Raw genomic sequence first — 25,922 nt, forward strand, 5'->3', positions numbered from 1 at the left:
AACGGTGACAAATTTGTCAGGCGCTCACATCGCTACTGTGTTATTGATCTCTACCTGATTTCATCACCTGAATAGCGGTTGTTATCTCCATGTCCATCGAAAAAGTCGCGCACCTGGCGGGCGTATCAAAAGCTACCGTTTCCCGGGTTCTGAACCAGCATCCCGGCGTGCGTCCCGATACGCGCAGTAAAGTGCTGGCAGCGATCAGCGCGTGTGACTACCAGCCTAATTTGCTGGCGCGCCAGCTGCGCACGGCGCAAAGCAACATGCTGCTGGTGCTGATTTCAGATATTACCAACCCCTTCTGTTCGCGCGTGGTGCAGGGGATTGAAGCGGAGGCGGAGGCGCAGGGCTATCACATTTTGCTCTGCAACAGCGCCTCTCAGCTGCGGCGCGAAACCGCCTATCTGGCGCTGCTGGCTGGCAAGGTCGTCGATGGCGTGATCACAATGGATGCCGCCGCCTGTCTGCAGGGGCTGAAAGATTTGATTGGTGATGCGCCGTGGGTGCAGTGTGCTGAATACGATCCCTCTATTAATGCATCCAGCGTGACTATTGATAACCGGCAGGCGGCCTTTGAGACGGTCCGCTACCTGGCCGGAAAGGGCCGAAAACAGATTGCGCTGGTCAACTGCGACATGCGCTATCTCTATTCACATCAGCGTGAGAGCGGCTACCGCGAGGCGCTGAAGGCGCTGAATATGACGTGGGATCGCGTGGCGTATGCGGAGAATATCTCCTGCGAAGCGGGCAGCGCCGCGCTGCATGCGCTGCTGGCACAGCCCTCTCCGCCCGATGCCATTTTTACCGTGTCAGATGTGCTGGCCGTTGGCGTTATTCACGCCGCGCTGGAAGCGGGACTGCGCGTTCCGGAGGATCTGGCCGTGGTAGGTTTTGACGGTATTCCGTTTACCAGCAGCCTGAATCCGCCGCTGACCACCATTGCGCAGCCGATGAATCAGATGGGCGCCCGCAGCGTACAGCTGCTGCTGAACCGCATTCGCCAGCCGCATGCTGCCATTGTGCATGAAGTCCTGCCCTGGCAGCGTCTGGAGCGCGCATCCAGCTAATCTAGCGCCAGATCAGCAGCACACAGGCAGCGGTCAGTGCGCCCATCGCGAGGTTGAACAGCTTCCAGGCACGCGGGCTATGCAGCAGGCGGCCAATCAGTGAACCAAATCCCATCCAGATCAGGCCGGATACCAGATTCACCAGCGCCATGCCCATGCTGATCGCAACCACAGAGTGCTGATAGGCAGCTCCTGCCAGGCTGAAACTCGCTATCGCCCCCAGCGCCATCAGCCAGGCTTTAGGATTGATCAGTTGCAGCAGTCCGCCCTGCCAGAACGGCATCTGCTTTACCGAACGGTCTTCGGTTTCCAGCGTCTCATAGGCGGCCGTCGCGATTTTCCACGCCAGCCAGAGCAGATAGAGACTGCCGGCAATCTTCAGTACCAGATGCAGCGACGGATAGAGCAGGATCAGTCCGCCAATGCCAAATGCCACCATCAGCAACATCACCTGCATACCCAGCATGATACCAATAAGCAGCGGTAGCGTGCGCAGAAAGCCAAAATTAGCACCTGAGGCCGTAAGTAACATATTATTGGGCCCCGGCGTGATGGCCGCGACCCAGAGAAACCCTAACATCGACAAAAAAAGACTGAGTTCCATGAGTATCCGGATGCTCCTCATCCTTAAAAGCAGACAACCCATCGAAGCTATCAGCGAGTTATGCATCAGACAAGCACTATCCCTGGTTATTTAGATTGCCCCACCGGCAATCCCTTTATTCCGCTGCGCGGCTTCGGCAATGCGCATTTGCAGACCCTGCTGCCGCGCCTGCTACGGCGTCGCGTCACGCTTAAACCACACTGGCAGCGGCTGGAGCTGCCGGATGGCGACTTTGTCGATCTCGCCTGGAGCGAAGATCCGGCCGGCGCGCGACACAAACCGCGCATGGTGATGTTCCACGGGCTCGAAGGCCATTTTCGCAGCCCTTATGCACACGGCCTGATGCAGGCGTGCAAAGCGCGCGGCTGGCTTGGCGTGGTGATGCACTTTCGCGGCTGCAGCGGCGAACCTAACCGGCTGCAGCGCATCTATCACTCCGGTGAAACGGAAGACGCGACCTATTTCCTGCACTGGCTGCGGCGTGAATGGGGCAGCGTGCCGACAGCTGCGGTAGGGGTGTCGCTGGGCGGTAACATGCTCGCCTGTTTACTGGGCCTGCAGGGCAATGAGGCACCGCTGGATGCGGCCGTGGCGATATCAGCGCCGCTGGCGCTCGCCCCCTGCAGTGAAAAGCTCGATATCGGCTTCTCCCGCTTCTACCAGCACTATCTGCTGACGCAGCTGAAAAAGAATGCGCTGCGCAAACTGCGCGCCTGGCCCGGCACGCTGCCGGTTGATGTACTGCAGCTGCGCGCGTTTCGCCGCCTGCGCGAGTTTGACGATGCGATCACCGCCCGGGCGCACGGCTTTCTTGACGCCAGCGATTATTATCAGCGCGCCAGCGCCCTGCCGCTGTTAACCGGCGTGCGCAAGCCGATGCTGATCATCCACGCCAAAGACGATCCCTTTATGACAGATGCGGTGATCCCGCAGCCGCAGCAATTGTCTGCCACAATTGAGTATCAGCTGACGCAGCAGGGTGGACACGTTGGCTTTGTCGGCGGCAGCCTGCTTCAACCGCATATGTGGCTGGAGCAGCGCGTGCCGGAGTGGCTCTCAACTTATCTGGATGGGCAATTGTGATTATTCCGTGGCAGGAACTGGATGTAACAACGCTGGAAAACCTGATTGAAAGTTTTGTTCTGCGCGAAGGCACTGACTACGGTGAGCAGGAGCGCAGCCTGGCGCAGAAGGTAGCCGACGTGCGCCGCCAGCTGCAGCAGGGCGAGGTGGTGCTGGTCTGGTCTGAGCTGCATGAAACGGTCAATATTATGCCGCGGCGCGAGTTTCGCGGCTGATGCACTGCCGGATAATTCATGGTAACAATGCTCATCGCCCGACCTCACAGGGAGCACCCGTATGTCAGCCAGACACCCCGTTATCGCCGTTACCGGCTCCAGCGGAGCCGGTACCACGACAACCAGCCTTGCGTTCCGTAAAATTTTTCAGCAGCTGGGGCTGCATGCAGCCGAAGTAGAAGGCGACAGTTTTCATCGCTATACCCGGCCGGAAATGGATATGGCGATCCGCAAAGCACGCGATCTGGGTCGTCACATCAGCTATTTTGGTCCGGACGCCAATGACTTTGGCCTGCTGGAGCAGACGTTCCGGCGCTATGGCGAAAGCGGCATCGGAGAGTCGCGCAAATATCTGCACACCTATGATGAGGCCGTGCCGTGGAATCAGGTGCCGGGCACCTTTACTCCCTGGCAGCCGCTGCCGGAGAATACTGATGTGCTGTTTTACGAGGGTCTGCACGGCGGAGTGGTTACGCAGCAGCATAACGTGGCGGAGCATGTTGATCTGCTGGTGGGCGTGGTGCCGATCGTCAATCTTGAGTGGATACAGAAACTGGTACGCGATACCAGCGAACGGGGCCATTCGCGCGAAGCGGTGATGGACTCCGTGGTACGGTCGATGGAAGATTATATCAACTACATCACGCCGCAGTTTTCGCGCACGCACATTAACTTTCAGCGGGTACCGACAGTTGATACCTCTAACCCGTTCGCGGCGCGCGAGATCCCCTCACTGGATGAGAGTTTTGTCGTGATCCATTTTCGCGGCCTGGAAGGTATCGCTTTCCCCTATCTGCTGGCGATGATTCAGGGATCGTTTATTTCGCATATGAATACGCTGGTGGTACCGGGCGGCAAAATGGGACTGGCGATGGAGCTGATCATGATGCCACTGGTGCAGCGGCTGATTGAAGGAAAACGGATAGAGTAGAGGCCATATCTGCCAGACTATGTGGCATCGGTCGCCATAAATGGCGACCCTGCAGGGTATAGTGCCATGTTTCACAAATGACAGCACCAGCCATCGTAGGGTGCGCATTTATGCGCACCGGCACCGATTACTGCGCGACCACTTCATAACTGTGGGTGATCTCCACCCCTTTGCCAAGCATGATTGCCACTGAGCAATATTTTTCTGCCGACAGATCAACCGCCCGTGCCACCGCTTTCTCGCTCAGCGCTTTGCCGCTGACGATAAAATGCAGGTTAATCTGTGTAAAAATACGTGGTGCTTCTTCGCGCCGCTCTGAAGTCAGTTTGACCTCACAGTCAGCCACGTCATTACGCCCTTTTTGCAGAATCGAGACCACATCAATCGCGCTGCAGCCGCCGGCGGCCATCAGTACCATCTCCATCGGACTTGGCGCTTTATCGCCTGAATTCCCGTCCATTAATAACTGATGTCCTGATGAGGATTCTCCGAGAAAGGTCAGCCCTTCCACCCATTTCACACGTGCCTGCATTATTCTTTCTCCTGAAGCGGCGTTTTGCGCCAGAGTACGCGTTCATCCGGCAAACAGCAATCGCCCGCCTGCTGAAGCGAGACAACACAAGACAGCCTGCAAAAGCTGTGCTACAAACAGAGCTGAAAATTTCTTCGTCGTGGCTGATGAGGACGGGCAGAATCAAAAGCAGAGCTTACACATCCGCCCGGATAATTTTTATTAACAGGACGCGCTGGACGATTTCATCGCCTGACAGGGAATGAATGCCCCTGTGTTTTGGGCACGATTACAATAGAGGATAATAGCGAATGGTTCTCGGCAAACCGCAAACAGACCCTACACTCGAATGGTTCCTGTCCCATTGCCATATTCACAAATATCCATCCAAAAGCACGCTGATCCATCAGGGTGAAAAAGCAGAAACGCTCTACTACATCGTTAAAGGTTCCGTTGCGGTACTGATTAAAGATGAAGAAGGCAAAGAGATGATCCTCTCCTATCTGAATCAGGGAGATTTCATCGGCGAACTCGGCCTGTTTGAAGAGGGCCAGGAGCGCAGTGCCTGGGTGCGTGCGAAAACAGCCTGTGAAGTTGCTGAAATTTCCTACAAAAAATTTCGTCAGCTGATTCAGGTTAACCCGGATATTTTGATGCGCCTGTCGGCGCAGATGGCACGTCGCCTGCAGGTGACATCAGAAAAGGTGGGTAACCTGGCTTTCCTGGATGTTACCGGCCGTATTGCGCAGACGCTGCTTAATCTGGCTAAACAGCCGGATGCCATGACCCACCCCGACGGTATGCAGATTAAAATTACCCGTCAGGAGATTGGTCAGATCGTGGGTTGCTCACGGGAAACCGTTGGTCGCATCCTGAAAATGCTGGAGGATCAGAACCTGATCTCCGCACACGGTAAAACCATCGTCGTTTACGGCACCCGCTAAGCTGTTTCACCCCCCACGGCGTGATGGCACCATCACGCCGTTTCTGTTTGCGATAAGCTGATGTGGCGCCGAATCATCTATCATCCCGAAGTCAATTACGCTCTGCGTCAGACGCTGGTATTGTGCCTGCCTGTCGCGCTGGGATGGCTGTGTGGCGATCTGCAAAAAGGCCTGCTGTTCTCGCTGGTCCCCGCATGCTGCAATATTGCCGGCCTTGATACGCCGCATAAACGCTTTTTCAAACGCCTGATCGTGGGCGGTACGCTTTTCGCCACCGGCAGTTTTCTGATCCAGTACCTCACCAACGCCGCGGTTCCGCTGCCGCTTATTATGCTGGCGCTGCCGCTGCTGATTGGCGTGACGGGCGAAATCAGTCCGCTGCACGGGCGTCTGCTGCCCGGCACGCTGATTGCAGCGATCTTTACGCTGAGTCTGGTAGGGCGCATGCCGATCTGGGTGCCGCCGCTGCTCTATATCGGCGGCACGTTCTGGTATGGCCTGTTTAACTGGTTCTGGTACTGGCTGTGGAAAGAGCAGCCCATGCGTGAAACGCTGAGCCTGCTCTATCGTGAGCTGGCTGACTACTGCGATGCCAAATATACCCTGCTGACGCAGCTGACCGATCCGGAAAAAGCGCTGCCGCCGCTGCTGGCGCGCCAGCAGAAAGCGGTTGACCTGATCACCACCTGCTATCAGCAGATGCATATGCTTTCTGCCAGCCGCGATAACAGCCATAAGCGGCTGACGCGCGCTTTTCAGGTGGCGCTGGATCTGCAGGAGCATATCGCTGTCAGCCTGCATCAGCCGGAGAAAGTGCAAAAGCTGGTAGAACAGAGTCATGCGGAAGCGGTTATCCGCTGGAATGCAAAAACCATTTCGGCACAGCTCAGGCTGCTGGCCGATGCCATTCTCTATCACCAGCTGCCCGCCCGCTTTCAGATGGAAAAGCCGCTCGGCGCGCTGGAAAAAATTGCGCGGCAGCATCCGGATAATCCGGTTGGCCACTTCTGCCTTTACCATTTCAGCCGCATCGCCCGCGTGCTGCGCACCCAGAAACCGCTCTATACGCGCGACCTGATGGCCGATCGCCAGCGGCGCCTGCCGCTGCTGCCCGCTCTGCGCAGCTATCTGTCCTTCAGGTCCGGCGCGCTGCGCAGCGCGGCCCGCTTTGCCGTTATGCTGATGTTTGGCAGCTCGGTTGCGCTGTTTTTTAATATTCCCAAGCCCTACTGGATCCTGATGACCATTATGTTTGTCAGCCAGAACGGCTACAGCGCCACGCGCGTGCGCATTCAGCACCGGGCGCTCGGCACCTTTGCCGGGCTGCTGATTGCCGCCGCATCGCTGCGCTTCGCCGTACCGGAATCGATCGCGCTGCTGTTTATGCTGGCAATCACGCTGGCCAGTTATCTGGTGACGCGCAAATATTATGGCTGGTCGATGATTGGCTTCACCGTGACGGCGGTCTACTCGCTGCAGCTGCTGTCGCTGAATGGTGCTCAGTTCCTGCTGCCGCGGATGATGGATACGCTGATGGGCTGTCTGATCGCCTTCGCCGGTATGATCTGGCTATGGCCGCAGTGGCAGAGTGGTCTGCTGCGCCAGAATGCGCACGATGCGCTGGAAGCGTATCAGGAGGCGCTGCGCATGCTGCTGGGGCCGGATCACGCGCCGGAAAAACTGGCTTACCAGCGGGTAAAGGTTAACCAGGCGCATAACGCGCTGTTTAATGCGCTGAATCAGGCGACCAGCGAGCCCGGTTTTAACGCGCAGTATCTGAAGGATATGCGGCTGTGGGTCACGCACAGTCAGTTTATCGTAGAGCATATTAACGCCATGACTATTCTGGCGCGTGAGCACACCATGCTGACCCCGGCTCTGGCAGAGCGCTATCTGCAGTCGTGCGAAATTGCCCTGCAGCGCTGTCAGCAGCGGCTGACCTACGACGGACCGGGCAGTGAGAGCAACGTTATGGAGGCGCCGGAAAACCTGCATGAGGGGCCGGTGACGATTGTCGAGCAGCATGTTAAACGCATTTTGCAGCATCTCAGCGTCATGCACACCATCTCGTCTCTGGCGTGGAGCCAGCGACCGCATCATGGCCGCTGGCTGCGGGCTATTCGTCCGAAAGGATAGTCAGGCGGCAATAACCCTGCGCAGCGCGGCCGCAAAGCGCGTCATTCCGGCGTCGATCTCCTCCGGAGTGATAACCAGCGACGGCACAAAGCGGATCACATCGCTGCCGGCGGTCAGAATCATTACGCCTTCTGCCGCTGCCGCATTGAGAATATCGCGGGCTTTACTGGCATGTTCCGGTTTCAGTACCGCGCCCATCAGCAGACCCTTTCCGCGAATTTCGCTAAAGATATCCAGCTCACTATCCAGCGCCCTCAGCGCGTCGGTAAACTGCTGCCGCCGCGCCTCCACCCCAGCCAGCACCGCCGGCGTGTTAATGATATCCAGCGCGGTTTCTGCAATCGCGCAGGCGAGCGGATTGCCGCCGTAGGTAGTGCCATGTACGCCGGGCGCCATGACGGAAGCGATCTCATGCGTGGTCAGCATCGCGCTCACCGGGAAGCCGCCGCCCAGCGCTTTCGCCGTCGTAAGAATGTCAGGCTGAATACCGTAGTGTTCATAGCTGAACAGCTTGCCGCTGCGCCCCATGCCGCTCTGTACTTCATCCAGCACCAGCAGCGCGTTATGCTCATCGCACAGCGCACGCAGTCCCTGCATAAATTCCGGCGTTGCCGGCATCACGCCGCCCTCACCCTGAATCGGTTCAACAACGATCGCGCAGGTATGATCATCAATCACGGCTTTTACCGCCGCCAGATCGTTAAACGGGACGTGGACGATATCGGCCGGTTTGGGGCCGAAGCCGTCAGAGTATTTAGGCTGTCCGCCAACGGAGACGGTAAACAGCGTGCGGCCGTGGAAAGCGTTGTGAAACGCGATGATCTTACTTTTGAACGGCGAGTGCTTTTTACAGGCGTAGTAGCGCGCCAGCTTGAACGCCGCTTCGTTAGCTTCTGCACCGGAATTGCCAAAAAATACGCGGTCGGCGAAGGTAGCAGCAATCAGCTTCGTCGCCAGACGCAGCGCCGGCTCGTTGGTAAAAACATTACTGGTGTGCCACAGCGTTTCGCCCTGGCGCTTCAGCGTCTCAACCAGCGCCGGATGGCAGTGACCCAGCGCGGTGACCGCTATACCGCCGGAGAAGTCGATATACTCTTTACCCTGCTGATCCCAGACGCGGCTGCCTTTGCCCTTTACGGGCACAAACTGCGCAGGTGCATAAACAGGCAAAATGACGTTATCAAACGTCTCCCGGGTTACCGCTATGTTTTCCGCTGCCATTGCTGACCTCATCCGGCTATTGAGTGATCTTAAATGAAATTATAATCACGGAATATGCATAAAAAATCACGGAATGGCAAACGGAAGTTAGCGTTCAAGGAAATTTTTCAGCAGCTGATGGCCCTGCTCGCTGAGCACGCTTTCGGGGTGAAACTGCACGCCTTCCAGCGGCAGCGTGCGGTGACGAAAGCCCATGATTTCATCGGGCTGATTATCACGCAGGCTCCAGGCGGTGATCTCAAACGCGTCAGGCAGCGATCCATCCGCCACAATCAGTGAGTGATAGCGCGTTACAGTGAGTGGATTAGCGAGGTTGCGAAACACGCCTTCGCCAGTGTGGCGTACCGGCGAGGTTTTCCCGTGCATGACCTGACGCGCACGTACCACCTTTCCGCCAAAGGCCTGAGCGATGGCCTGATGTCCGAGGCACACCCCCAGCACCGGCAGCCGCCCGGCAAAATAGCGAATGGCATCCAGAGAAATACCCGCCTGGTCGGGCGTGCAGGGCCCAGGGGAGATAACCAGATGGCTTAGCGGCAATGCCGCCATCTCAGCCAGCGAGATAGCGTCATTACGCACCACGCGCACCTGCGCGCCCAGCTCGCAAAAATACTGGTAAAGGTTCCAGGTAAAAGAGTCGTAGTTATCAAGCAGCAGCAGCATCATGACCTCAGGTCGATCAAACCGCCGCTATTCTACGCACTTTATCGCGCCGGGCTTACCACTTTTGTCAGCTGCGCGGTCAGCGCGGCGAGATCGCCCGCGACCGCTTCGCGAATTGCCTTCTGCCACGGCTCCGGCTCCAGCCGATCCCACTCCAGCAGATAGCCGGCGTGCAGCGCCAGCTGCTCAAAAAAGATGCGCTGAGCGCGTCCGTTGCCCGCCCGGAACGGATGCAGTACATAGAGTTCACAGTAGTAATGTGCCAGACGGGCCACAAAGGCGTCTGTATCAAGTTCGGTCAGCCCCTGCTCCTCCTCCAGCGCGCTCATCAGCGCATTGCCCTCTTTCTCAATGTATTCGCAGTGGCAGTAAGGGGTCTCGTCGCGCCAGATATCGATGGTGCGGAGTTCGCCCGCCCAGCTGTAGAGATCCTGAAACAGCGTGCGATGAATATGGCGTAAACGCGGCAGACCCGGTGTACGCGGACCTGGATCCAGCGTCGCCAGCCGCGCGGCACTGAACGCCAGCTCCGCCTTGCGCAGCTGCGCGGCATCATGAATTTCCAGCCGGTTTTTCAGCACATCATCGTTGTGCCACAGGTAGGGATCGCGTACCGCCAGTGAATTATCCGCCATACTGCCTCCTCAGCGAAGCAAGCCGATCTTCCGCCTGCTCAGCGGTGACCGCAGGCTCAGTCAGGGTATAACCAGACAGCCTGCAGCTGGCCTGATAGCTGGCAGCACGACGCTGCAGCCACAAAGTGGCTTTCTGTTTTTCAGTGAGTTTTTGCGGCATAGCGCCTCCGGCTGACAAGATTTGCCCTAAGTATAAGAGCAAATTCTGGCTTTGCCGGAGCGCGGTCAGCGACGTCACGCTACAGGTGACGCGGAAACAGATTAAGGCAGGATTTTCGCGGAGGTAATAACAACCGGTTTTGCCGGGACATTCTGGTACGGGCCCACATCTTTAGTCGGGACCTGGGCGATTTTGTCGATCACATCCATCCCTTTCACAACTTTACCAAATACCGCATAACCGAAGTCGCGCTGTCCGTGATCCAGGAAAGCGTTATCTGCCACATTCAGGAAGAACTGGCTGGTTGCGCTGTCTTTCTCAGCGGTACGCGCCATAGAGATGGTACCGCGCAGATTACGCAGTCCGTTGTCAGCTTCGTTTTTGACTGGCGCGCTGGTCTGCTTCTGCTGCATATCCGTGGTAAAACCGCCGCCCTGGATCATAAAACCCGGGATCACGCGATGAAAAATGGTGTTGTTGTAAAAGCCGTTATTAACGTAATCCACAAAGTTTTTTACTGAAACCGGCGCTTTCTGGTTATCCAGTTCAAGTTCAATGTTGCCTGCTGACGTGGTGAGCAGGACATGTGTATCACCTTTTGCAGCCAGTGCAGAAGCAGATACGGAAGAGAGTGCTAACAGGGCGATCGCCGCTGTCAAAGTACGTTTAAGCATGAAAGAGTCCTTACCCTGGAGATCGGCTTAAAAAACAGAATTGATTGTAAAGAGCATGTAATACAAGAGCCAGCGTTTTACCTATATTTACCGGAATGTTGCAAACGTCATACTTTTGCCGCCGCGCAATCATTTGCGTGACTGAAATCACACATATCATGAAATTTGCGTAGCTTATTTCACTGCTTGTTTATTAAGATCACAGTTCCATTTACAATTCATGACACTTTTGCCTCATCGTCCCCCCACAGGTTATGAACATGACAAACCGTAATCGCATCGGCCTTACCTGGATCAGCTTTTTCTCTTATGCGCTCACTGGCGCACTGGTGATTGTGACCGGTATGGTGCTGGATAATATCGCGCAATATTTCCAGCTACCCATCTCAGAGATGAGTAACACTTTTACTTTCCTTAACGCCGGCATTCTGGTTGCCGTTTTCCTGAACGCCTGGCTGATGGTGATTGTGCCGCTGAAACGCCAGCTGATTTTCGGCTTTGTGCTGATGATTCTGGCGGTAGCGGGCCTGATGACCAGCCATAACCTGCAGGTCTTTTCACTCTGCATGTTTATTCTGGGCGTGGTCAGCGGCATTACCATGTCAATTGGTACCTTCCTGATCACCCATATCTATGACGGTCGCCAGCGCGGTTCGCGCCTGCTGTTTACTGATTCATTTTTCAGCATGGCCGGCACGATTTTCCCGATTATTGCTGGCGTACTGCTGGCGCGTGCGCTGCCGTGGTACTGGGTATATGCCTGCATCGGCGTTATCTACCTGGCTATTTTTGTTCTGACGCTGATGGTGGAGTTTCCGGTTCTCAAAAGTGAAGCGGCCGTTCAGGGTGGAGAAAAAGAGAAATGGGGCGTGGGGGTGCTGTTCCTCTCCATCGCTGCGCTCTGTTATATCCTGGGCCAGCTGGGCTTTATCTCCTGGGTGCCGGAGTATGCAACCAAATCGATGGGCATGGATATCGCCTCTGCCGGGCAGCTGGTCGGCAACTTCTGGACCGCTTACATGGTCGGTATGTGGGCGTTTAGCTTCCTGCTGCGCTTCTTTGACCTGCAGCGCATCCTGATGGTGCTGGCTGCGCTGGCCACCGGCCTGATGTACTGGTTTGTCTCCTCTCAGGAGGCGGGCATACTGCACTGGATCATTATGGCACTGGGCTTCTTCTCCAGCGCGATTTATACCACCATCATTACGCTGGGATCGCTGCAGACCAAAGCGGCCTCGCCTAAGCTGGTTAACTTTATTCTGACCTGCGGCACCGTGGGCACCATGCTGACCTTTGTGGTTACCGGACCGATAGTGGCTAAAGGTGGCGCGCATGCGGCGCTCTCTACTGCCAACGGCCTTTATGCCGTGGTGTTTATCATGTGCGTGCTGCTCGGCTTTGTCACTAAGCACCGTCAGCACGGTCATGTGACCCACTGATGATACCGGCACTGCCGCCTTGCGCGGCAGATGCGACCCAATAAAAAGGCGAGCCGGAAGGCTCGCCTTTTTTTACGTCATCCGCGCCGGTTTACGGCTGTGCGACGAACCCGACGGCGTCGTACACTTTCTTCAGCGTTTCCTGCGCGTGCGCGCGCGCTTTAGCTGCGCCGTCACGCATTACCTGGTTGAGCAGCGCTTCATCATTGCGGAAGTGGTGATAGCGCGCCTGCAGCTCGGTCAGCATGCCGGATACCGCCTCGGCAACGTCGCCCTTGAGGTGCCCGTACATTTTGCCCTCAAACTGCTGTTCAAGCTCCGGAATCGATTTGCCGGTAACGCCTGAGAGAATATCCAGCAGGTTGGAGACGCCCGCCTTCTCTTTGACATCATAGCGCACCACCGGCGGCTCTTCGGAGTCAGTAACCGCACGCTTGATCTTCTTCACGACCGATTTGGTATCTTCCAGCAGGCCGATAACGTTGTTGCGGTTGTCATCCGACTTGGACATCTTTTTCGTCGGCTCCAGCAGCGACATTACGCGCGCGCCCGATTTCGGAATAAACGGCTCCGGAACCTTAAACACGTCACCATAAAGCGCGTTGAAACGGGCAGCGATATCGCGGCTCAGCTCCAGATGCTGCTTCTGATCTTCGCCTACCGGAACCTGATTGGTCTGATACAGCAGAATATCGGCCGCCATCAGCACCGGGTAGTCAAACAGACCGGCGTTGATATTCTCTTCATAGCGGGCAGATTTATCCTTGAACTGTGTCATACGGCTCAGCTCGCCAAAGTAGGCGTAGCAGTTCAGGATCCAGCTCAGCTGCGTATGCTCCGGCACGTGCGACTGAACAAAAATGGTGCTTTTTTCCGGGTCAATGCCGCAGGCCAGATAGAGCGCCAGCGTATCCAGCGTCGCTTTACGCAGCGTGGCCGGGTCCTGACGCACGGTGATCGCGTGCAGATCGACGATGCAGTAAATGCAGTGATAGTCATCCTGCATCTGCACCCACTGACGCAGCGCACCCATATAGTTGCCAATGGTCAGTTCACCTGAAGGCTGGGCGCCGCTGAAAACGATGGGTTTGCTCATGTTATATCCTGATAATCACAGCCCGAGTGCGGGCAGAAGTTCGCCAAAAGTGTCGAGAGTTAAATCGGGCCGGCTGGTGGTAATAGACTCACCGTAGTTGTAGCCAAACGTCATACCGACATTCGGTACACCGGCAGCCTGTGCCGCGAGGATATCATTGCGTGAATCCCCGACAAACAGCAATTGTTCCGGCAGTACGCCGAAATGGCCCAGCACCAGGAAGATGCCGGCCGGATGCGGTTTTTTCACCGCTACGTCATCGCCGCCGATAATCAGTGAAAAAGAGTCGCTGATGCCGAGAGAGGCCAGCAGCGGAGCGACAAACGGCGTTGGTTTATTGGTAACGATAGCGAGAGGTAATCCCTGGTCGCGCAGCGCGAGCAGCGTCTCTTTTACCTGCGGAAACAGCGTGCTGCCTGACTCAACCGTGTCAGCGTAGTGCCGGTCAAAACAGGCGCGTGCGTCACGCTGCTCTTCCGCATGAGGCTCGCGGCCCAGCGCCCAGGTCAGGGCGCGCGCCATCATAATATCGGCACCGTTACCTATCCAGGTTGATGCCCGCTCAATGCCCGGCGCCGGCAGCTGCAGATCGCCCAGCGCCCGATCGATCGCCTGTGACAGGCCCGGTGCGCTATGCACCAGCGTTCCGTCAAGGTCAAAGGCCAGCGCGCGGATATCAGTGAAATGAGCCATTAACTTTCTCCAGTTCCGTGCGCATTTCATCGATAACTTTTTTGTAATCGGGATGACCGAAGATGGCCGAACCGGCGACAAACATATCTGCGCCGGCGGCAGCAATCTGTCCGATATTGTCGATTTTTACACCGCCATCCACTTCGAGCCGGATGTCATAGCCGCTCTGATCGATCAGCCGGCGCGCTTCGCGCAGTTTATCCAGCGTGCCCGGTATGAATGACTGGCCGCCAAAGCCGGGATTGACCGACATCAGCAGAATGATATCCAGCTTATCCATCACGTAATCAAGGTAGCTCAGCGGCGTTGCCGGATTAAACACCAGGCCCGCCTTACAGCCATGCTCTTTGATGAGCTGCAGCGTGCGATCCACGTGGTCACTGGCTTCCGGGTGGAATGTGATATAGCTGGCACCCGCTTTCGCAAACTCCGGGATAAGCGCATCCACTGGCTTGACCATCAGGTGCACATCAATCGGTGCCGTAATGCCGTAGTCACGCAGCGCTTTCAGCACCATAGGTCCCATCGTCAGATTGGGCACATAGTGATTATCCATCACATCGAAATGCACGACATCGCCGCCTGCCGCCAGTGCTTTGGCGGTATCTTCACCCAGACGGGCAAAGTCAGCGGCAAGAATTGAAGGGGCCAGTAAAAATTGTTTCATCCGATTCTCCCAATGTTGTGCGCCAGTCTCAGCTGACGTAATGCGTTGGTCGCGGACGAAACAGGCTAGCGGAAAAGCGCCAGCAGTTCGTCCACCTGCGTACGACCACTTATGCTTCGGCTGATAGAACGCCGGGCTTTTACTACATGTAAATCCGCGTTCTGATACCACTCCCGGGTCAGCAGCGTATCGTGATTGGAAATCAGGACCGGTATCTGGCTCTTAGCCAGCTTCCCGGCCAGCTCCGCGAGATGCTGCTGCTCGCGCAGGCTGAAACTGTTGGTGTGATAGGCCGTGAAGTTGGCCGTTGCCGACAGCGGTGCATAGGGCGGATCGCAATAGACCACCGAGCCTGCAGCAGCGCTGTTCAGGGTAACATCGTACGATTCGCAGACAAAGGTCGCTTTCTGCGCGCGCTCTGCAAACCAGAGTAGTTCAGCTTCCGGAAAGTAGGGTTTGCGGTAGCGGCCAAAAGGCACGTTAAATTCACCGCGCAGGTTGTAGCGACACAGGCCGTTATAGCCGTGACGATTCAGATAGAGGAACAGCACGGCGCGCTGGTAGGGATCGCGGCTGGCGTTAAATGCCAGCCGCTGCGCATAATAGTGCTCAGCGCTGTTTCCTTCCGGCGTAAACAGCTGACGCGCATCCGCAATAAATGTCTGCGTACGCGTTTTGACAATGTTGTAGAGGTTAATGAGATCGCCGTTGATGTCCGCCAGATGGTAGCGGTCATAATCGGTATTGAGAAATACGGAACCGGCGCCCACAAAAGGCTCAACTAAGCAGTCGCCTTGTGGCAGGTGACGACGAATATCGTCAAGCAGTGGGTATTTCCCACCGGCCCATTTCAGGAAAGCGCGATTTTTTTTCATGCTGTCGTGGTTATTACATCTTCATTGTAGCTGTGGTGAAACCGACAGCAGATCTGCGCTTAAACGGGGCCGCAGCAGCCGGCCCCACATCAATTTACTGACTCTCTTTCTTAACCTGGCTCAGCGGTTTTACCCACGGATTAACCGCACGTACTTCTGCAGGCAGCGCAGCCGCAGCCCGTTTCGCTTCGGCAGGCGTCGCGTAAGCGCCACTGACCAGCACGTACCAGGGCTGACCGTTACGTGTGGTTTTATACACGTGATAGCCGCTCAGATTCTGTTTTTTTGCCCACGCCGTCAGGCTCTCCTGCTTCGACGCTCCGCTCAGCTGCAGCGTATAGTTACCCCCTGAAGGCAGAGACTTGCTGGCGCTGCTGGCAGGCGGGTTGTGCGCCGCCGTGGTGTGGGTCTGGCTCTCGCGGGTCGCAGACGGTTTTGCCGCAGCCGCTGGTTTATGGCTGGTCCCGGATGCGGTGGAGCGTGAATTATTGCTGCTGGCACGCGGCGCATTATCCGCCCGCACAGCTGGCGGCGTAACCGCTTTTCCTGCTGTGCTGCCAGCATTACCGCTTACGGTAGCGGGCGCGGTGGGCAGAGAAGAGCCGCCCTGCGCACCCTGTGCGGCAGCATCTACCGAGCCCTGCTGATTACTCAGCGCACTGTTGAGATCGCCTGGCAGCGTGACGCGCTGCTGATTCGCAGGCGCCTCTGTTACCTGCGCCTGCGTTGGCGTGGATGAGACGGAAGGCATTGAGATCGCCTGCCCTTCACTGCCGGCTGCCGGCTGCGTCGTATCCTGTGGCGCGCTGCCTTCAGCCGTTGGGGCCGCTGCCTGCTGGCCGCTCATGGAGGTGGAGTCAGAGAGATCGATATGTTTTTCACTGCCGCCAGATGTCGACGCACTGCCGCTGCTGCGGTTAGCCGCGGGTTTATCATCCGGCCCGGTCAGCGCTGAACCAATGCCCAGCACCAGAACCAGCAACACCAGAATGCCAATCCCCATCATCATATGCTGACGGGAGACCGGCGCTTTGGCCTTTGGCGCAGAAGACGCTTTACGGGATCGCGCGGGACGGCGATCGCTGGCATCAGGTTTTAACTCATCTTCCGGTTTGAACTCATCCATCTCGCCTCCTCCGTAAAACGGTGCGTCTCCGACACACCGTATCACAACGTTCTTCTTCAGCCTGAACTTGCCTGCCGCAGCGTTATATGACGGTCTGCTGTCAGAACGCTACATTCGCGCTCAGTTACTGCGACAATCGTTAATTGCAGCCAGCACCATATCATGTGCAACACCGGCACGCACTTCAGAGCGACCAATAGCGAGAGGCAGCACCAGACGCAGCTCGCCCCCGATCACTTTTTTGTCGCGCATCATGTGCGGCAGATACGCTTCAGCTGTCATCTCAGCGGGACCGGTTACCGGCAAGCCAGCACGCTGCAGCAGCGCAATCACGCGTTCGCTCTCTGCTGCGGTAAATTGCCCCAGCCGTTGCGCCGTACGCGCGGCCATCACCATACCTGCGGCCACGGCTTCGCCATGCAGCCAGTTGCCATAGCCCATATGCGCTTCAATCGCATGACCAAACGTATGGCCCAGATTGAGCAGCGCACGCTGGCCGTTTTCACGCTCGTCGGCAGCAACCACTTCCGCTTTCAGCTCGCAGCAGCGGCGAATACACCAGGCGATTGCGCGCGCATCCAGCGCCAGCAGCGCATCAAGATTTTGCTCCAGCCAGTGGAAGAATTCACCGTCCAGAATAATGCCGTATTTGATCACCTCTGCCAGGCCAGACGCCAGTTCGCGCGGCGGTAGCGTGGAGAGGCAATCCGTGTCAATGACCACCGAGGCGGGCTGATAAAACGCGCCAATCATGTTTTTACCGAGCGGATGATTGACGGCGGTTTTTCCGCCTACTGACGAGTCAACCTGCGCCAGCAGCGTGGTGGGCACCTGAATAAATCGGACGCCGCGCTGATAGCTGGCAGCGGCAAATCCGGTGAGATCGCCAATCACGCCGCCACCCAGCGCAATCAGCGTGGTGTCGCGGCCATGCGGCTTCTGCAGCAGCGCGGTAAAGACCTCATCCATGACGGTCAGCGTTTTATACTGCTCACCGTCAGGCAAAATCACCTGATCAACATGGATGCCCGCCTGGGTCAGCAGCGTTGCGACTTTCCCGAGATAGAGCGGGGCCAGCGTCTGGTTGGTTACCAGCATGGCGCGATCGCCTGCCTTCAGCGGCCAAAAAGAAGCCGGATCCTTAAACAATCCGGCAGCAATGGTAATGGGGTAACTACGATCCCCCAGTGAGACAGTGATCTTCTCCATGATGACCGATACCTGTTGCTGAGCCCTCAGGATGCTGGATTAATTTTTTTCCAGCATGTTGATGATCTGATTGGCGACCACTTTGGCACTTTGATCATCAGTGCGAATAGTGACGTCAGCGATCTCTTCATAAAGCGGATTGCGTTCATCTGCCAGTGCTTCGAGCACTTCACGAGGCGGTTCATCAACCTGCAGCAGCGGGCGCTTTTTATCGCGCTGCGTGCGGGCAAGCTGCTTTTCGATGGTGGTTTCCAGATAGACAACCACGCCGCGGGCGGAGAGACGATTGCGCGTTTCACGGGATTTGACGGAACCGCCGCCGGTCGCCAGTACGATGCCTTGTTTCTCGGTCAGCTCGTTAATGATTTTTTCTTCGCGATCGCGGAAACCAGCTTCGCCTTCCACATCAAATACCCAGCCTACATCCGCTCCGGTACGTCGCTCAATTTCCTGATCGGAATCGAAAAATTCCATATTGAGTTGCTGAGCTAACTGACGACCAATAGTGCTTTTGCCGGCACCCATCGGCCCAACCAGAAAGATATTGCGTTTCTCTGCCATTTTGTCGGTATTACTAAGAATTCGTTGATGATACCCCGCGTTCAGCGCGTTGCTGGCGGGACAGGAACTGAGACCTCATAAGCATTAGCAAGAGTCAGATAGAAAATTATCTCAACACTCATGGCCGTTTGGCAACCGAATAAATCGCCTCCGGCAACCTGCACACAGGTATGGTCTTTGGTTCGCGAGACGGTAACGCTCTTCCTTACGTGCCTTCATTAAACGGGCTACAGCTGCGCAGGCCGGGGGTTGCCGGTGCTTATCATCGGCTGATATTAGCGCTGAAAACGGCCCTTTATCTGCTTGCTGCTGCCCACTTTATGCTGGCATATTTCTTTTTTGACGCCAGTATCGCTTGTGACTGACGCCCGTCGGAAGATTATCCTGCCGCGTACCGCTACACCGTTTTAAAATCGCTAAACCTTGTAAGCTAATTCCTCTCTGGCGTCAACGCGCACGGCACTACAGAACGAATTTTCCGCTTTATCCGGCAGAAAGCGCTGCTTCCCTGACCAGTCTGGGGGTAATAAAGATAACCAGCTCACGTTTTTTCTGCTCGTGCAGCTGCTGCCGGAACAGCGCGCCCAGCAGGGGCACTTCTCCCAGCCACGGCACGCGCTTTTCACTCTGCGTGCGCTGCTGCTGAAAAATGCCGCCCAGCGCCAGCGTTTCGCCATCACGCAGCGTCACCTGCGTCTCAATTTCCTGCTTTTCAATGCTCAGCACCTGGTTCTCTCCCAGCGTCAGGCTGCGGCCAGGCATGTTCTGGCTCAGCCGCAGCCGCAGCTGAATGCGACCGTTGCCCAGAACCGTGGGAGTGACCTCCATACCCAGCACCGCCTCTTTGAACTCGATTGCCGTCGCACCGCTGTTGCCTGACTTCACCTCGTACGGAATTTCGGTGCCCTGTTTGATGGTGGCCGTCTGCTGATGCGCAGTAAAGAGCCGCGGGCTGGCGATGATATCGATCTGATTCTCCTGCTCCAGCGCGCTCAGCTCAAGATTCAGCAATTCACCGCTCATTTTACCCAGCGTCACCCCGGCGCGCAGTGCTGGCGTACTGACCGCCAGCGGCAGGCTAAGCTGCGGATTGCGCAGCGTCGCCGCTACCGCATCTGCCGGAGAGAGCTGCCAGCTGACGCCCAGTTCACGCAGATGCTCTTCGTTAAGCGTCACGATATGCGCCTGCAGCTCCACCTGCTCCAGCGGCCGGTCGAGGGCTTTGATCCAGCGCGTCGTGCTTTCCAGAGCCGGTGCCGTGTCGCGCAGCAGCAGTGAGTTAGTACGGCTATCGACCGTGACGCTCCCGCGTGCTGACATCAGTGAAGGCTCTCCCTGCAGGCTGCGGTGAATATCGCTGGCGCTGGCATAATGAAGCGTAACGGTGCGCTGCTCCAGCGTCCGCTGCGCCTGTTTATCTTCCTGCTCCTGCCGGACCCGCTGCATCTGACGCTGCTGCCAGCTTTGCGGATAGACCAGCAGCACCCCCTCCTCTTCTATCAGAACAAGATCGGTCAGGCGGGAAATCAGCGACAGGGCATGCTCTGCGCTTACCTTCTCCAGGCGCAGCGACAGTCGTCCCTCAACCCCGGGCGCAATCAGCAGATTAGTCTGCTGATAATCCGCCAGCGCCTGCAGAATGCGCTCTACCGGCGCATCGTCAAATACCAGGCTCAGCGTGCTGGTCTGCGCCTGCAGCGGGGTGCTTAACATAAGCCCCAGCAGCATCACGATCCGTTTCATAAAAGCCTCCTTTAATTACCCAAACGATCTGTTGCTTCACACAGCGGCGTGGCGCGGTTAACGTCAGCGTGCGCGCGGTTATCCCCGCGACCTGCCAGGGATAAACCGGAAAAGGAATGGATGGCTCCAGCCGGTAGCTTTTCCCCTCGGGCGATATTACCCAGGCGACAAAGTGGGGTGCGCGACCTGCCACGCCCTGCAGACGCCAGTTCTGCGGCGTGGCGGCAGGCGGTTCGCAGGCGCGGGTGGTCAGAGGGACGAAAGGATTGCGTGCTGCGACGGCACCGACCCAGAGCAGCAGGCACAGCAGCGCGCTACTCCGCATCGGATTGCTCCAGCCACAGCTCTGCCGTCAGCAGACGCGCGCCGGACCGCAGTGAAAAACGCTGCGGTACCGGCTGAGCGGTTCCGGCCAGCTCACTGAACAGCGGCATAAATTCACGCCACTCCAGCTGCAGCACCAGTTCTGATGGCTGAGCCTGCGGCTGCCAGTTTTGCAGCTGCGCGCCACGCGTGTTCACCAGCTGCTCCAGCGATGCGCTGGCCGCGCTGCCGCGCTGCGGCATCTGTAACATAGCGATCTCCAGCGAAAGCATGGCGACTGACGGCTGCAGCGCCTGCTGCAGCTGGCTTTGCTGCGCGGTAAGCGCTGTCAGCGCTGTCCGCTGCTGTGCCAGCGCCTGCTGCTGGGGTTGCAGCAGCAGCAGCCAGAGCAGCAGCAGCACGGCTGCGGCAACCAGCGTGCTGCAACCGGCACGCCAGGCAAAAGGCCACAGCGCATAGCGCCACATCAGCTCATTCATTGCGCGGCTCCCGCATCCGCGCCTGCAGCGTGAAGCGGTATCGGCCATCGGACTGCCGGGTTATCGCCCTCTGCCTGACGGCGGCAAACAGCGGCTGTGCCAGCAACCGATGGCGCAGCTCGCTCACCGCAGCCACACTTTCACTCCACCCTTCGACGCGCAGCAGCTGCTGCTGACGATCGATACGCTCCAGCCACAATGCATCCGGCAGCAGCCCCGGCAGCTGCTGCCAGAAACGTTGCCAGTGCTGATACTGCAGCGCCACCTGCTGACGCTGCTGCTGTAAGTCCAGCAGCCTGTCGCGCGCCTGCAGCAGTGATTGCTGTTGCGTGCGCAGGTGCCGCAGCGCGAGCAGTCGCTGCCGGGCCTGTTCTGTCGCGCTTTCAGCCTGAGTCAGCTGCTGTCTGCTATATCCTCCCAGCACCAGCGCAACGAGCAGCGGCAGTGTTAACGCGGTAATCAGCAGATATTTCGTCTGCCGGCAGCACTTCTGCCACTGCCGCTCACGCCACGGCAGCAGATTAACCCTTAGCATGAGCTGTCTCCGGGACGCAGCGCCAGTCCCAGCGCCAGCGTAAAGTCGCCCTGCTGTGCGGGCAGAGGCGGCTGCTGGTAGCGTAATAATGAGAGCGGCAGGCACAGCTTCGCCTGTAGTGTGGTCAGGGCTGACGAAGAGGTACAAAGCGAGTCCGATACCTGCGGAAAGAGCTGTGTAACAGTGTCTGCATCGAGCGCGCCTGTGACGCTCCCGCAGCGCAGCGCGCCATCATTAAACACCCAGAACCCGTGCTCGCCTGCCGGGTGGATCAGTAGCGTATGGGGGGCAAGCGGCAGCTGCTGTGCGACCTGCATCAGGGCCTGCGTGCTCAGTTCAAAGATGTCAGGCTCCAGACCCGCCTGCTGCAGCGGCTGCAGCCATTGCGCCATTACGTCCCGCCGTGCCGCCGTAACCTGCAGCCTGTTTTCAGCCGCGTCACACTGATAGTCAAACGCCAGCAGCGCGGTTTCCACCGGAAAGAGGGTACGGGCGGCGGCAGTGACATAACGATTTAAAGCGGGTTCGCGCAGCGAGGTGTCGGGCAGCGGCAAGGTCCGCTGCAGAACCAGCTGTGGCGGCAGGCCAACGCGCAGGGAAAACTGCGCCGGCAGCTGCCGCCGCCACGACGCTAACATCTCCTGTAACAGCGGCGAGCTTTGCAACACGCCGTTGCGTAACGTATCGTGCGGCAGCGCTTGCTGCCACCAGTGTCGCAGCTGCCAGCCATGACGACGGCGTTCAATACCCAGCGCACACAGGTGCCTGTTCTGAATATCCAGTCCAATTTGCCAGCGCTGAAAAGCCATACGCGCGATCTCCTTATCATCAAAGGTAAACGCTAAACCCGGCTATGCTGAATGACAGGCAAATGACGGGTATATCAAAGCGTCAGGCTTGCCTTTATACTACCGCGCGATTGTTTATAAACTGCCCAAACGCCAACAGATGGGAATTCTCAGGTGAAGTTCGTAAAGTATTTATTGATTCTTGCAGTGTGTTGCATTTTGCTGGGAGCCGGTACGGTTTATGGCTTGTACAAGTATATAGAGCCGCAGCTGCCCGATGTGAACACATTGAAAGATGTGCGTTTGCAGACGCCGATGCAGGTTTACAGCGCCGATGGCGAGCTGATCGCCCAGTATGGTGAAAAACGCCGCGTACCGCTGACGCTGAAGCAGATGCCGCCAGAGCTGATCAAAGCATTTATCGCGACCGAAGATAGCCGCTTTTATGAGCATCACGGCGTCGATCCGGTGGGGATTTTCCGTGCCGCCAGCATCGCGCTGATGTCAGGCCATGCGTCGCAGGGTGCCAGTACGATTACTCAGCAGCTGGCGCGCAACTTCTTTCTGAGCCCTGAACGTACGCTGATGCGTAAAATCAAGGAAGCGTTCCTGGCCATCCGCATTGAGCAGCTGCTGAGCAAAGATGAGATCCTTGAGCTTTACCTCAATAAAATCTATCTCGGCTATCGCGCGTATGGCGTTGGCGCGGCGGCGCAGGTCTATTTCGGTAAAACGGTCGATCAGCTGTCGCTGAGTGAAATGGCGATGATCGCTGGCCTGCCGAAAGCGCCCTCAACCTTCAACCCGCTCTATTCGCACAGCCGGGCGCTGGCGCGTCGTAATGTGGTGCTGGCGCGCATGCTGGATCAGAACGACATCACACAGCAGCAGTATGAAGAGGCCCGTAATACGCCGCTGACCGCCAGCTATCACGGTCCTGAGATCGCCTTTTCTGCCCCTTATCTCAGTGAAATGGTGCGTCAGGAGATGGTGAAACGTTACGGCGATCGCGCCTATGACGACGGCTACAAGGTGTATACCACCGTAACCCGTCGCCTGCAGGAGGCGGCGCAGCAGGCGGTGCGTAATAACGTTATGGCTTATGATATGCGCCACGGCTATCGCGGCCCGACCGCCGTGTTATGGAAAGTGGGCGAGACCAGCTGGGATCAGCTGCGTATTCTTAAAACGCTGAAAACACTGCCCGCCTACGGACCGCTGAATGCCGCAGTGGTGACCAGCGCCAGCGCTCAGGAGGCCACGGCCTTACTGAAAGATGGCAGCACGGTCGCGCTGAAACTCTCCGGCGTGCGCTGGGCGCGCCCTTATAAATCAGACACGCTGCAGGGCCCGACGCCGCGCAGTATCACGCAGGTGCTGCAGGCTGGTCAGCAGATCTGGGTACGTAAAGTGGGCGATGAGTGGTGGCTGGGTCAGGTACCGCTGGTGAACTCTGCGCTGGTGTCGCTGAATCCGGAAGATGGCGCAGTGCGCGCGCTGGTGGGCGGATTCGATTTCAATCAGAGCATGTTTAACCGTGCCACCCAGGCGCTGCGCCAGGTGGGATCGAACATCAAGCCTTTCCTCTATACCGCCGCTATGGATCGTGGTCTGACGCTGGCTTCTATCCTCAACGATGTGCCGATTTCCCGCTGGGACGCCGGCGCAGGCGCAGACTGGCGGCCTAAAAACTCGCCGCCAACCTATGCTGGTCCTATCCGTTTACGGCAGGGGCTGGGAGAGTCTAAAAACGTGGTGATGGTACGCGCCATGCGCGCGATGGGCGTCGATTATGCTGCGGAATATCTGCAGCGCTTTGGCTTCCCGGCGCAAAATATTATTCATACCGAGTCGCTGGCGCTGGGTGCGGCTTCATTCACCCCACTGCAAGTGGCGCGTGGCTATGCGGTCATGGCAAACGGCGGTTTCCTGGTTGACCCCTATTTCATCACCCGCATTGAGGATGAGCAGGGAGGCGTGATTTTTGAAACAAAGCCTAAGATTGCCTGTCCGCAGTGTAATCTGCCGGTGATCTATGGTGATACGAAGAAGTCAGTTGCCCTGAATGAAGAGAGCGTGGAGAACGTCGCCACCTCTGATGAGTCGAAGAATCAGACGGTGCCACAGCCAGCGCTGGAGCAGGTTCCGGCACAGCCGCAGCCAGCAGGCGATCAGCAGTATGCGCCGCACGTGATTAATACCCCGCTCTCTTTCCTGATCAAAAGCGCGCTTAACTCCAATATCTTTGGCGAGCCGGGCTGGATGGGTACCGGCTGGCGTGCCGGACGCGATCTGAAGCGAAATGATATTGGCGGAAAAACCGGTACGACAAACAGCTCTAAAGATGCCTGGTTCTCCGGCTATGGCCCGGGTGTGGTGACGTCGGTCTGGATTGGCTTTGATGATTCACGCGCGCTGGGACGTTCAACCGTATCAGGTGCGATTCCGGATCAGATTTCCGGTTACGAGGGCGGAGCCAAGAGCGCGCAGCCGGCGTGGGATGACTATATGAAATCTGCGCTGGAGGGCGTACCGGTGCAGCCGCTGACGCCGCCGGAAGGCGTGGTCACCGTGACTATTGACCGGGCAACCGGCAAACTGGCTAACGGTGGTGGCAATACGCGTCAGGAGTATTTCATTGACGGCACGCAGCCGGTGGAATATAGCGTGCACGACGTCGGCACAACCATTATGGACAATGGCGAAAGCCACGAACTGTTCTGATAAACAGGCGCCTGCGGGCGCCTTTTTTATTCAGTAATCAAGCCGGCCCTGTTTTACCAGCCATTCGCGCACCAGAAACAGCGCACTGACGTTACGCGCTTCGCTGAAGTCGGGTTCTTCCAGCAGCGCCAGCAAATTCTTCAGCGGCCAGCGTCGTACCACCAGCGGTTCCGGCTCATCCCCTTCCAGCTTCTCTTCATAGAGGCCTTCAGCCACAACGATATTCATTTTGCTGGAGAAGTAAGAGGGTGCCATGGTGAGCTTGCCGAGGGCTTCAAGACGCGTCGCGCCGTAGCCAGCCTCTTCTTTGAGTTCCCGGTCAGCCGCTTCAAAGGCGCTTTCGCCCGGATCGATTAGCCCTTTTGGAAAACCAAGCTCATAGCTTTCCAGCCCCACCCCATATTCCTGAATCAGGATAACGTCGTCGCCGAGAATCGGCACAATCATTACCGCTTCGCGTTCAGAAGGCTTCATGCGCTCATAAACGCGGCGTGCACCATTGCTGAAAGCGAGATCGACGGCTTCAATGGTAAACAGGCGGGAGCGGGCCACCGCTTCTACCTTGAGGATGTCAGGTTTTTTCAATGGAGTGGTCATATCAGCCTCAGACGTTGCACAACCTTGTGAAATGCGATAGCGCCAGCATACCGAAGGCCGCGCAAATGTGCGACAGGCAACGCAGGCTAAGCCGCTGCCGGATTGCGCGGCACGCCGTATGGCGCGCTATGCGCTCGCTCGCTTTAAGCATAAGTCAACGCCTCAGCGCGAAATTCAGAAAATACCGATATTTAATTGAGTATTGCCTGGTTAACATCC

At 57.3% G+C, this 25,922-nt stretch carries 28 protein-coding genes; 8 read left to right on the forward strand and 20 right to left on the reverse strand.

The features are described from left to right. The first annotated feature begins 89 nt into the window (after positions 1-89). Entirely contained in the window at positions 90-1,070 is a 981-nt protein-coding gene (locus FS690_RS15795; protein WP_094111207.1) for a LacI family DNA-binding transcriptional regulator, read from the forward strand. Between the two features lies 1 nt (position 1,071). Here the strand turns inward: FS690_RS15795 and FS690_RS15800 are convergent, their stop codons facing one another. Continuing rightward, positions 1,072-1,674, reverse strand: a complete 603-nt coding sequence (locus tag FS690_RS15800; RefSeq protein ID WP_039380881.1) for a LysE family translocator — start codon at positions 1,672-1,674, stop codon at positions 1,072-1,074. Positions 1,675-1,734: 60 nt separating this feature from the next. On the opposite strand from FS690_RS15800, the gene FS690_RS15805 reads away from it, so the two are divergent. The 3 genes from FS690_RS15805 (at position 1,735) to FS690_RS15815 (ending at position 3,903) form a co-directional block, all read left to right on the forward strand. Beyond that, positions 1,735-2,757: a hydrolase gene (locus FS690_RS15805; protein ID WP_039380883.1), complete on the forward strand. Its 1,023-nt coding sequence runs from the start codon at positions 1,735-1,737 to the stop codon at positions 2,755-2,757. Further along, on the forward strand, positions 2,754-2,972 hold the full coding sequence (locus FS690_RS15810; RefSeq protein ID WP_039380886.1) for a YheU family protein: 219 nt from the start codon (positions 2,754-2,756) through the stop codon (positions 2,970-2,972). The genes FS690_RS15805 and FS690_RS15810 overlap by 4 nt, the downstream gene beginning before the upstream one ends. 61 nt (positions 2,973-3,033) lie before the next feature. Further along, positions 3,034-3,903, forward strand: coding sequence for a phosphoribulokinase (locus tag FS690_RS15815; RefSeq protein WP_145339888.1), 870 nt, complete (start codon positions 3,034-3,036; stop codon positions 3,901-3,903). Between the two features lie 127 nt (positions 3,904-4,030). On the opposite strand, the gene FS690_RS15820 is transcribed toward FS690_RS15815, so the two are convergent. Beyond that, on the reverse strand, positions 4,031-4,435 hold the full coding sequence (locus FS690_RS15820; protein ID WP_108570290.1) for an OsmC family protein: 405 nt from the start codon (positions 4,433-4,435) through the stop codon (positions 4,031-4,033). Between the two features lie 290 nt (positions 4,436-4,725). Between FS690_RS15820 and crp the strand changes: the two genes are divergently transcribed. Together crp and FS690_RS15830 are read left to right on the forward strand one after the other, a co-directional pair. Further along, positions 4,726-5,358 (forward strand): cAMP-activated global transcriptional regulator CRP, encoded by a 633-nt coding sequence (gene crp / locus FS690_RS15825; protein ID WP_000242755.1) that lies wholly within the window; start codon positions 4,726-4,728, stop codon positions 5,356-5,358. A 60-nt stretch (positions 5,359-5,418) separates the two neighbouring features. Next, positions 5,419-7,494: a YccS/YhfK family putative transporter gene (locus tag FS690_RS15830; protein WP_108570289.1), complete on the forward strand. Its 2,076-nt coding sequence runs from the start codon at positions 5,419-5,421 to the stop codon at positions 7,492-7,494. Here the strand turns inward: FS690_RS15830 and FS690_RS15835 are convergent, their stop codons facing one another. From FS690_RS15835 to ppiA, 5 genes are all read right to left on the reverse strand, one after another. Beyond that, complete coding sequence (locus FS690_RS15835; protein ID WP_039380899.1) at positions 7,495-8,715, reverse strand: aspartate aminotransferase family protein; 1,221 nt, start codon at positions 8,713-8,715, stop codon at positions 7,495-7,497. It abuts the gene before it with no gap. Positions 8,716-8,802: 87 nt separating this feature from the next. Then, the gene (pabA, locus tag FS690_RS15840; protein ID WP_039380901.1) at positions 8,803-9,378 is read right to left on the reverse strand and encodes an aminodeoxychorismate synthase component 2; all 576 of its coding nucleotides are present in this window, start codon (positions 9,376-9,378) and stop codon (positions 8,803-8,805) included. A gap of 41 nt (positions 9,379-9,419) precedes the next feature. Beyond that, positions 9,420-10,013 carry a putative adenosine monophosphate-protein transferase Fic gene (locus FS690_RS15845; protein ID WP_039380904.1) on the reverse strand — a complete coding sequence of 198 codons (594 nt, stop codon included), beginning with the start codon at positions 10,011-10,013 and terminating at the stop codon, positions 9,420-9,422. Next, a complete protein-coding gene (locus FS690_RS15850) occupies positions 10,003-10,173 on the reverse strand; it encodes a YhfG family protein (RefSeq protein ID WP_071669295.1) in 171 nt (56 codons plus the stop codon). Before FS690_RS15850 ends, FS690_RS15845 begins: the two co-directional genes overlap by 11 nt. A gap of 101 nt (positions 10,174-10,274) precedes the next feature. Beyond that, positions 10,275-10,847, reverse strand: coding sequence for a peptidylprolyl isomerase A (gene ppiA, locus FS690_RS15855; RefSeq protein WP_039380907.1), 573 nt, complete (start codon positions 10,845-10,847; stop codon positions 10,275-10,277). Between the two features lie 260 nt (positions 10,848-11,107). Here ppiA and tsgA point away from each other — a divergent pair, with 260 nt between their 5' ends. After that, positions 11,108-12,286 (forward strand): MFS transporter TsgA, encoded by a 1,179-nt coding sequence (gene tsgA, locus FS690_RS15860; protein ID WP_145339889.1) that lies wholly within the window; start codon positions 11,108-11,110, stop codon positions 12,284-12,286. Between the two features lie 91 nt (positions 12,287-12,377). On the opposite strand, the gene trpS is transcribed toward tsgA, so the two are convergent. The 12 genes from trpS to pilM form a co-directional block, all read right to left on the reverse strand. Further along, positions 12,378-13,382, reverse strand: coding sequence for a tryptophan--tRNA ligase (trpS, locus tag FS690_RS15865; RefSeq protein ID WP_094111202.1), 1,005 nt, complete (start codon positions 13,380-13,382; stop codon positions 12,378-12,380). A 15-nt stretch (positions 13,383-13,397) separates the two neighbouring features. After that, positions 13,398-14,075 (reverse strand): phosphoglycolate phosphatase, encoded by a 678-nt coding sequence (locus tag FS690_RS15870; protein WP_094111201.1) that lies wholly within the window; start codon positions 14,073-14,075, stop codon positions 13,398-13,400. Further along, positions 14,059-14,742 carry a ribulose-phosphate 3-epimerase gene (gene rpe, locus FS690_RS15875; protein WP_039380919.1) on the reverse strand — a complete coding sequence of 228 codons (684 nt, stop codon included), beginning with the start codon at positions 14,740-14,742 and terminating at the stop codon, positions 14,059-14,061. Before rpe ends, FS690_RS15870 begins: the two co-directional genes overlap by 17 nt. A 65-nt stretch (positions 14,743-14,807) precedes the next feature. Then, entirely contained in the window at positions 14,808-15,617 is an 810-nt protein-coding gene (gene dam, locus FS690_RS15880) for an adenine-specific DNA-methyltransferase (RefSeq protein ID WP_039380921.1), read from the reverse strand. A 94-nt stretch (positions 15,618-15,711) separates the two neighbouring features. Continuing rightward, the gene (locus FS690_RS15885; RefSeq protein WP_039380924.1) at positions 15,712-16,743 is read right to left on the reverse strand and encodes an SPOR domain-containing protein; all 1,032 of its coding nucleotides are present in this window, start codon (positions 16,741-16,743) and stop codon (positions 15,712-15,714) included. 120 nt (positions 16,744-16,863) lie between these two features. Continuing rightward, positions 16,864-17,952, reverse strand: coding sequence for a 3-dehydroquinate synthase (gene aroB, locus FS690_RS15890; RefSeq protein ID WP_039380926.1), 1,089 nt, complete (start codon positions 17,950-17,952; stop codon positions 16,864-16,866). 39 nt (positions 17,953-17,991) lie between these two features. Further along, on the reverse strand, positions 17,992-18,513 hold the full coding sequence (gene aroK, locus FS690_RS15895; protein WP_039380929.1) for a shikimate kinase AroK: 522 nt from the start codon (positions 18,511-18,513) through the stop codon (positions 17,992-17,994). Positions 18,514-18,996: 483 nt separating this feature from the next. Continuing rightward, the gene (gene hofQ / locus FS690_RS15900) at positions 18,997-20,256 is read right to left on the reverse strand and encodes a DNA uptake porin HofQ (protein ID WP_108570286.1); all 1,260 of its coding nucleotides are present in this window, start codon (positions 20,254-20,256) and stop codon (positions 18,997-18,999) included. Further along, on the reverse strand, positions 20,174-20,581 hold the full coding sequence (locus FS690_RS15905) for a HofP DNA utilization family protein (RefSeq protein WP_039380932.1): 408 nt from the start codon (positions 20,579-20,581) through the stop codon (positions 20,174-20,176). Before FS690_RS15905 ends, hofQ begins: the two co-directional genes overlap by 83 nt. Then, on the reverse strand, positions 20,571-21,059 hold the full coding sequence (locus FS690_RS15910) for a hypothetical protein (protein WP_233207461.1): 489 nt from the start codon (positions 21,057-21,059) through the stop codon (positions 20,571-20,573). Before FS690_RS15910 ends, FS690_RS15905 begins: the two co-directional genes overlap by 11 nt. Then, on the reverse strand, positions 21,052-21,594 hold the full coding sequence (locus tag FS690_RS15915) for a PilN domain-containing protein (protein WP_145339890.1): 543 nt from the start codon (positions 21,592-21,594) through the stop codon (positions 21,052-21,054). Before FS690_RS15915 ends, FS690_RS15910 begins: the two co-directional genes overlap by 8 nt. Then, the gene (pilM, locus tag FS690_RS15920) at positions 21,588-22,403 is read right to left on the reverse strand and encodes a pilus assembly protein PilM (RefSeq protein WP_039380938.1); all 816 of its coding nucleotides are present in this window, start codon (positions 22,401-22,403) and stop codon (positions 21,588-21,590) included. Before pilM ends, FS690_RS15915 begins: the two co-directional genes overlap by 7 nt. A 153-nt stretch (positions 22,404-22,556) precedes the next feature. Between pilM and mrcA the strand changes: the two genes are divergently transcribed. Next, the gene (mrcA, locus tag FS690_RS15925) at positions 22,557-25,106 is read left to right on the forward strand and encodes a peptidoglycan glycosyltransferase/peptidoglycan DD-transpeptidase MrcA (RefSeq protein WP_145339891.1); all 2,550 of its coding nucleotides are present in this window, start codon (positions 22,557-22,559) and stop codon (positions 25,104-25,106) included. A 30-nt stretch (positions 25,107-25,136) separates the two neighbouring features. On the opposite strand, the gene nudE is transcribed toward mrcA, so the two are convergent. After that, a complete protein-coding gene (gene nudE, locus FS690_RS15930) occupies positions 25,137-25,703 on the reverse strand; it encodes an ADP compounds hydrolase NudE (RefSeq protein WP_039380943.1) in 567 nt (188 codons plus the stop codon). Positions 25,704-25,922: the final 219 nt, after the last annotated feature.

This window comes from Pantoea sp. PSNIH1 (assembly GCF_007680655.1).
Lineage (GTDB): Bacteria > Pseudomonadota > Gammaproteobacteria > Enterobacterales > Enterobacteriaceae > Pantoea > Pantoea eucrina.

Coding starts and splice junctions, on each gene's coding strand:
- FS690_RS15795 (WP_094111207.1), top strand. CDS start 90: ATGTCCATCGAAAAAGTCGCGCACCTGGCGGGCGTATCAAAAGCTACC.
- FS690_RS15800 (WP_039380881.1), bottom strand. CDS start 1,674: ATGGAACTCAGTCTTTTTTTGTCGATGTTAGGGTTTCTCTGGGTCGCG.
- FS690_RS15805 (WP_039380883.1), top strand. CDS start 1,735: ATGCATCAGACAAGCACTATCCCTGGTTATTTAGATTGCCCCACCGGC.
- FS690_RS15815 (WP_145339888.1), top strand. CDS start 3,034: ATGTCAGCCAGACACCCCGTTATCGCCGTTACCGGCTCCAGCGGAGCC.
- FS690_RS15820 (WP_108570290.1), bottom strand. CDS start 4,435: ATGCAGGCACGTGTGAAATGGGTGGAAGGGCTGACCTTTCTCGGAGAA.
- crp (WP_000242755.1), top strand. CDS start 4,726: ATGGTTCTCGGCAAACCGCAAACAGACCCTACACTCGAATGGTTCCTG.
- FS690_RS15830 (WP_108570289.1), top strand. CDS start 5,419: ATGTGGCGCCGAATCATCTATCATCCCGAAGTCAATTACGCTCTGCGT.
- FS690_RS15835 (WP_039380899.1), bottom strand. CDS start 8,715: ATGGCAGCGGAAAACATAGCGGTAACCCGGGAGACGTTTGATAACGTC.
- pabA (WP_039380901.1), bottom strand. CDS start 9,378: ATGCTGCTGCTGCTTGATAACTACGACTCTTTTACCTGGAACCTTTAC.
- FS690_RS15845 (WP_039380904.1), bottom strand. CDS start 10,013: ATGGCGGATAATTCACTGGCGGTACGCGATCCCTACCTGTGGCACAAC.
- FS690_RS15850 (WP_071669295.1), bottom strand. CDS start 10,173: ATGCCGCAAAAACTCACTGAAAAACAGAAAGCCACTTTGTGGCTGCAG.
- ppiA (WP_039380907.1), bottom strand. CDS start 10,847: ATGCTTAAACGTACTTTGACAGCGGCGATCGCCCTGTTAGCACTCTCT.
- tsgA (WP_145339889.1), top strand. CDS start 11,108: ATGACAAACCGTAATCGCATCGGCCTTACCTGGATCAGCTTTTTCTCT.
- trpS (WP_094111202.1), bottom strand. CDS start 13,382: ATGAGCAAACCCATCGTTTTCAGCGGCGCCCAGCCTTCAGGTGAACTG.
- FS690_RS15870 (WP_094111201.1), bottom strand. CDS start 14,075: ATGGCTCATTTCACTGATATCCGCGCGCTGGCCTTTGACCTTGACGGA.
- rpe (WP_039380919.1), bottom strand. CDS start 14,742: ATGAAACAATTTTTACTGGCCCCTTCAATTCTTGCCGCTGACTTTGCC.
- dam (WP_039380921.1), bottom strand. CDS start 15,617: ATGAAAAAAAATCGCGCTTTCCTGAAATGGGCCGGTGGGAAATACCCA.
- FS690_RS15885 (WP_039380924.1), bottom strand. CDS start 16,743: ATGGATGAGTTCAAACCGGAAGATGAGTTAAAACCTGATGCCAGCGAT.
- aroB (WP_039380926.1), bottom strand. CDS start 17,952: ATGGAGAAGATCACTGTCTCACTGGGGGATCGTAGTTACCCCATTACC.
- aroK (WP_039380929.1), bottom strand. CDS start 18,513: ATGGCAGAGAAACGCAATATCTTTCTGGTTGGGCCGATGGGTGCCGGC.
- hofQ (WP_108570286.1), bottom strand. CDS start 20,256: ATGAAACGGATCGTGATGCTGCTGGGGCTTATGTTAAGCACCCCGCTG.
- FS690_RS15905 (WP_039380932.1), bottom strand. CDS start 20,581: ATGCGGAGTAGCGCGCTGCTGTGCCTGCTGCTCTGGGTCGGTGCCGTC.
- FS690_RS15910 (WP_233207461.1), bottom strand. CDS start 21,059: ATGAATGAGCTGATGTGGCGCTATGCGCTGTGGCCTTTTGCCTGGCGT.
- FS690_RS15915 (WP_145339890.1), bottom strand. CDS start 21,594: ATGCTAAGGGTTAATCTGCTGCCGTGGCGTGAGCGGCAGTGGCAGAAG.
- pilM (WP_039380938.1), bottom strand. CDS start 22,403: ATGGCTTTTCAGCGCTGGCAAATTGGACTGGATATTCAGAACAGGCAC.
- nudE (WP_039380943.1), bottom strand. CDS start 25,703: ATGACCACTCCATTGAAAAAACCTGACATCCTCAAGGTAGAAGCGGTG.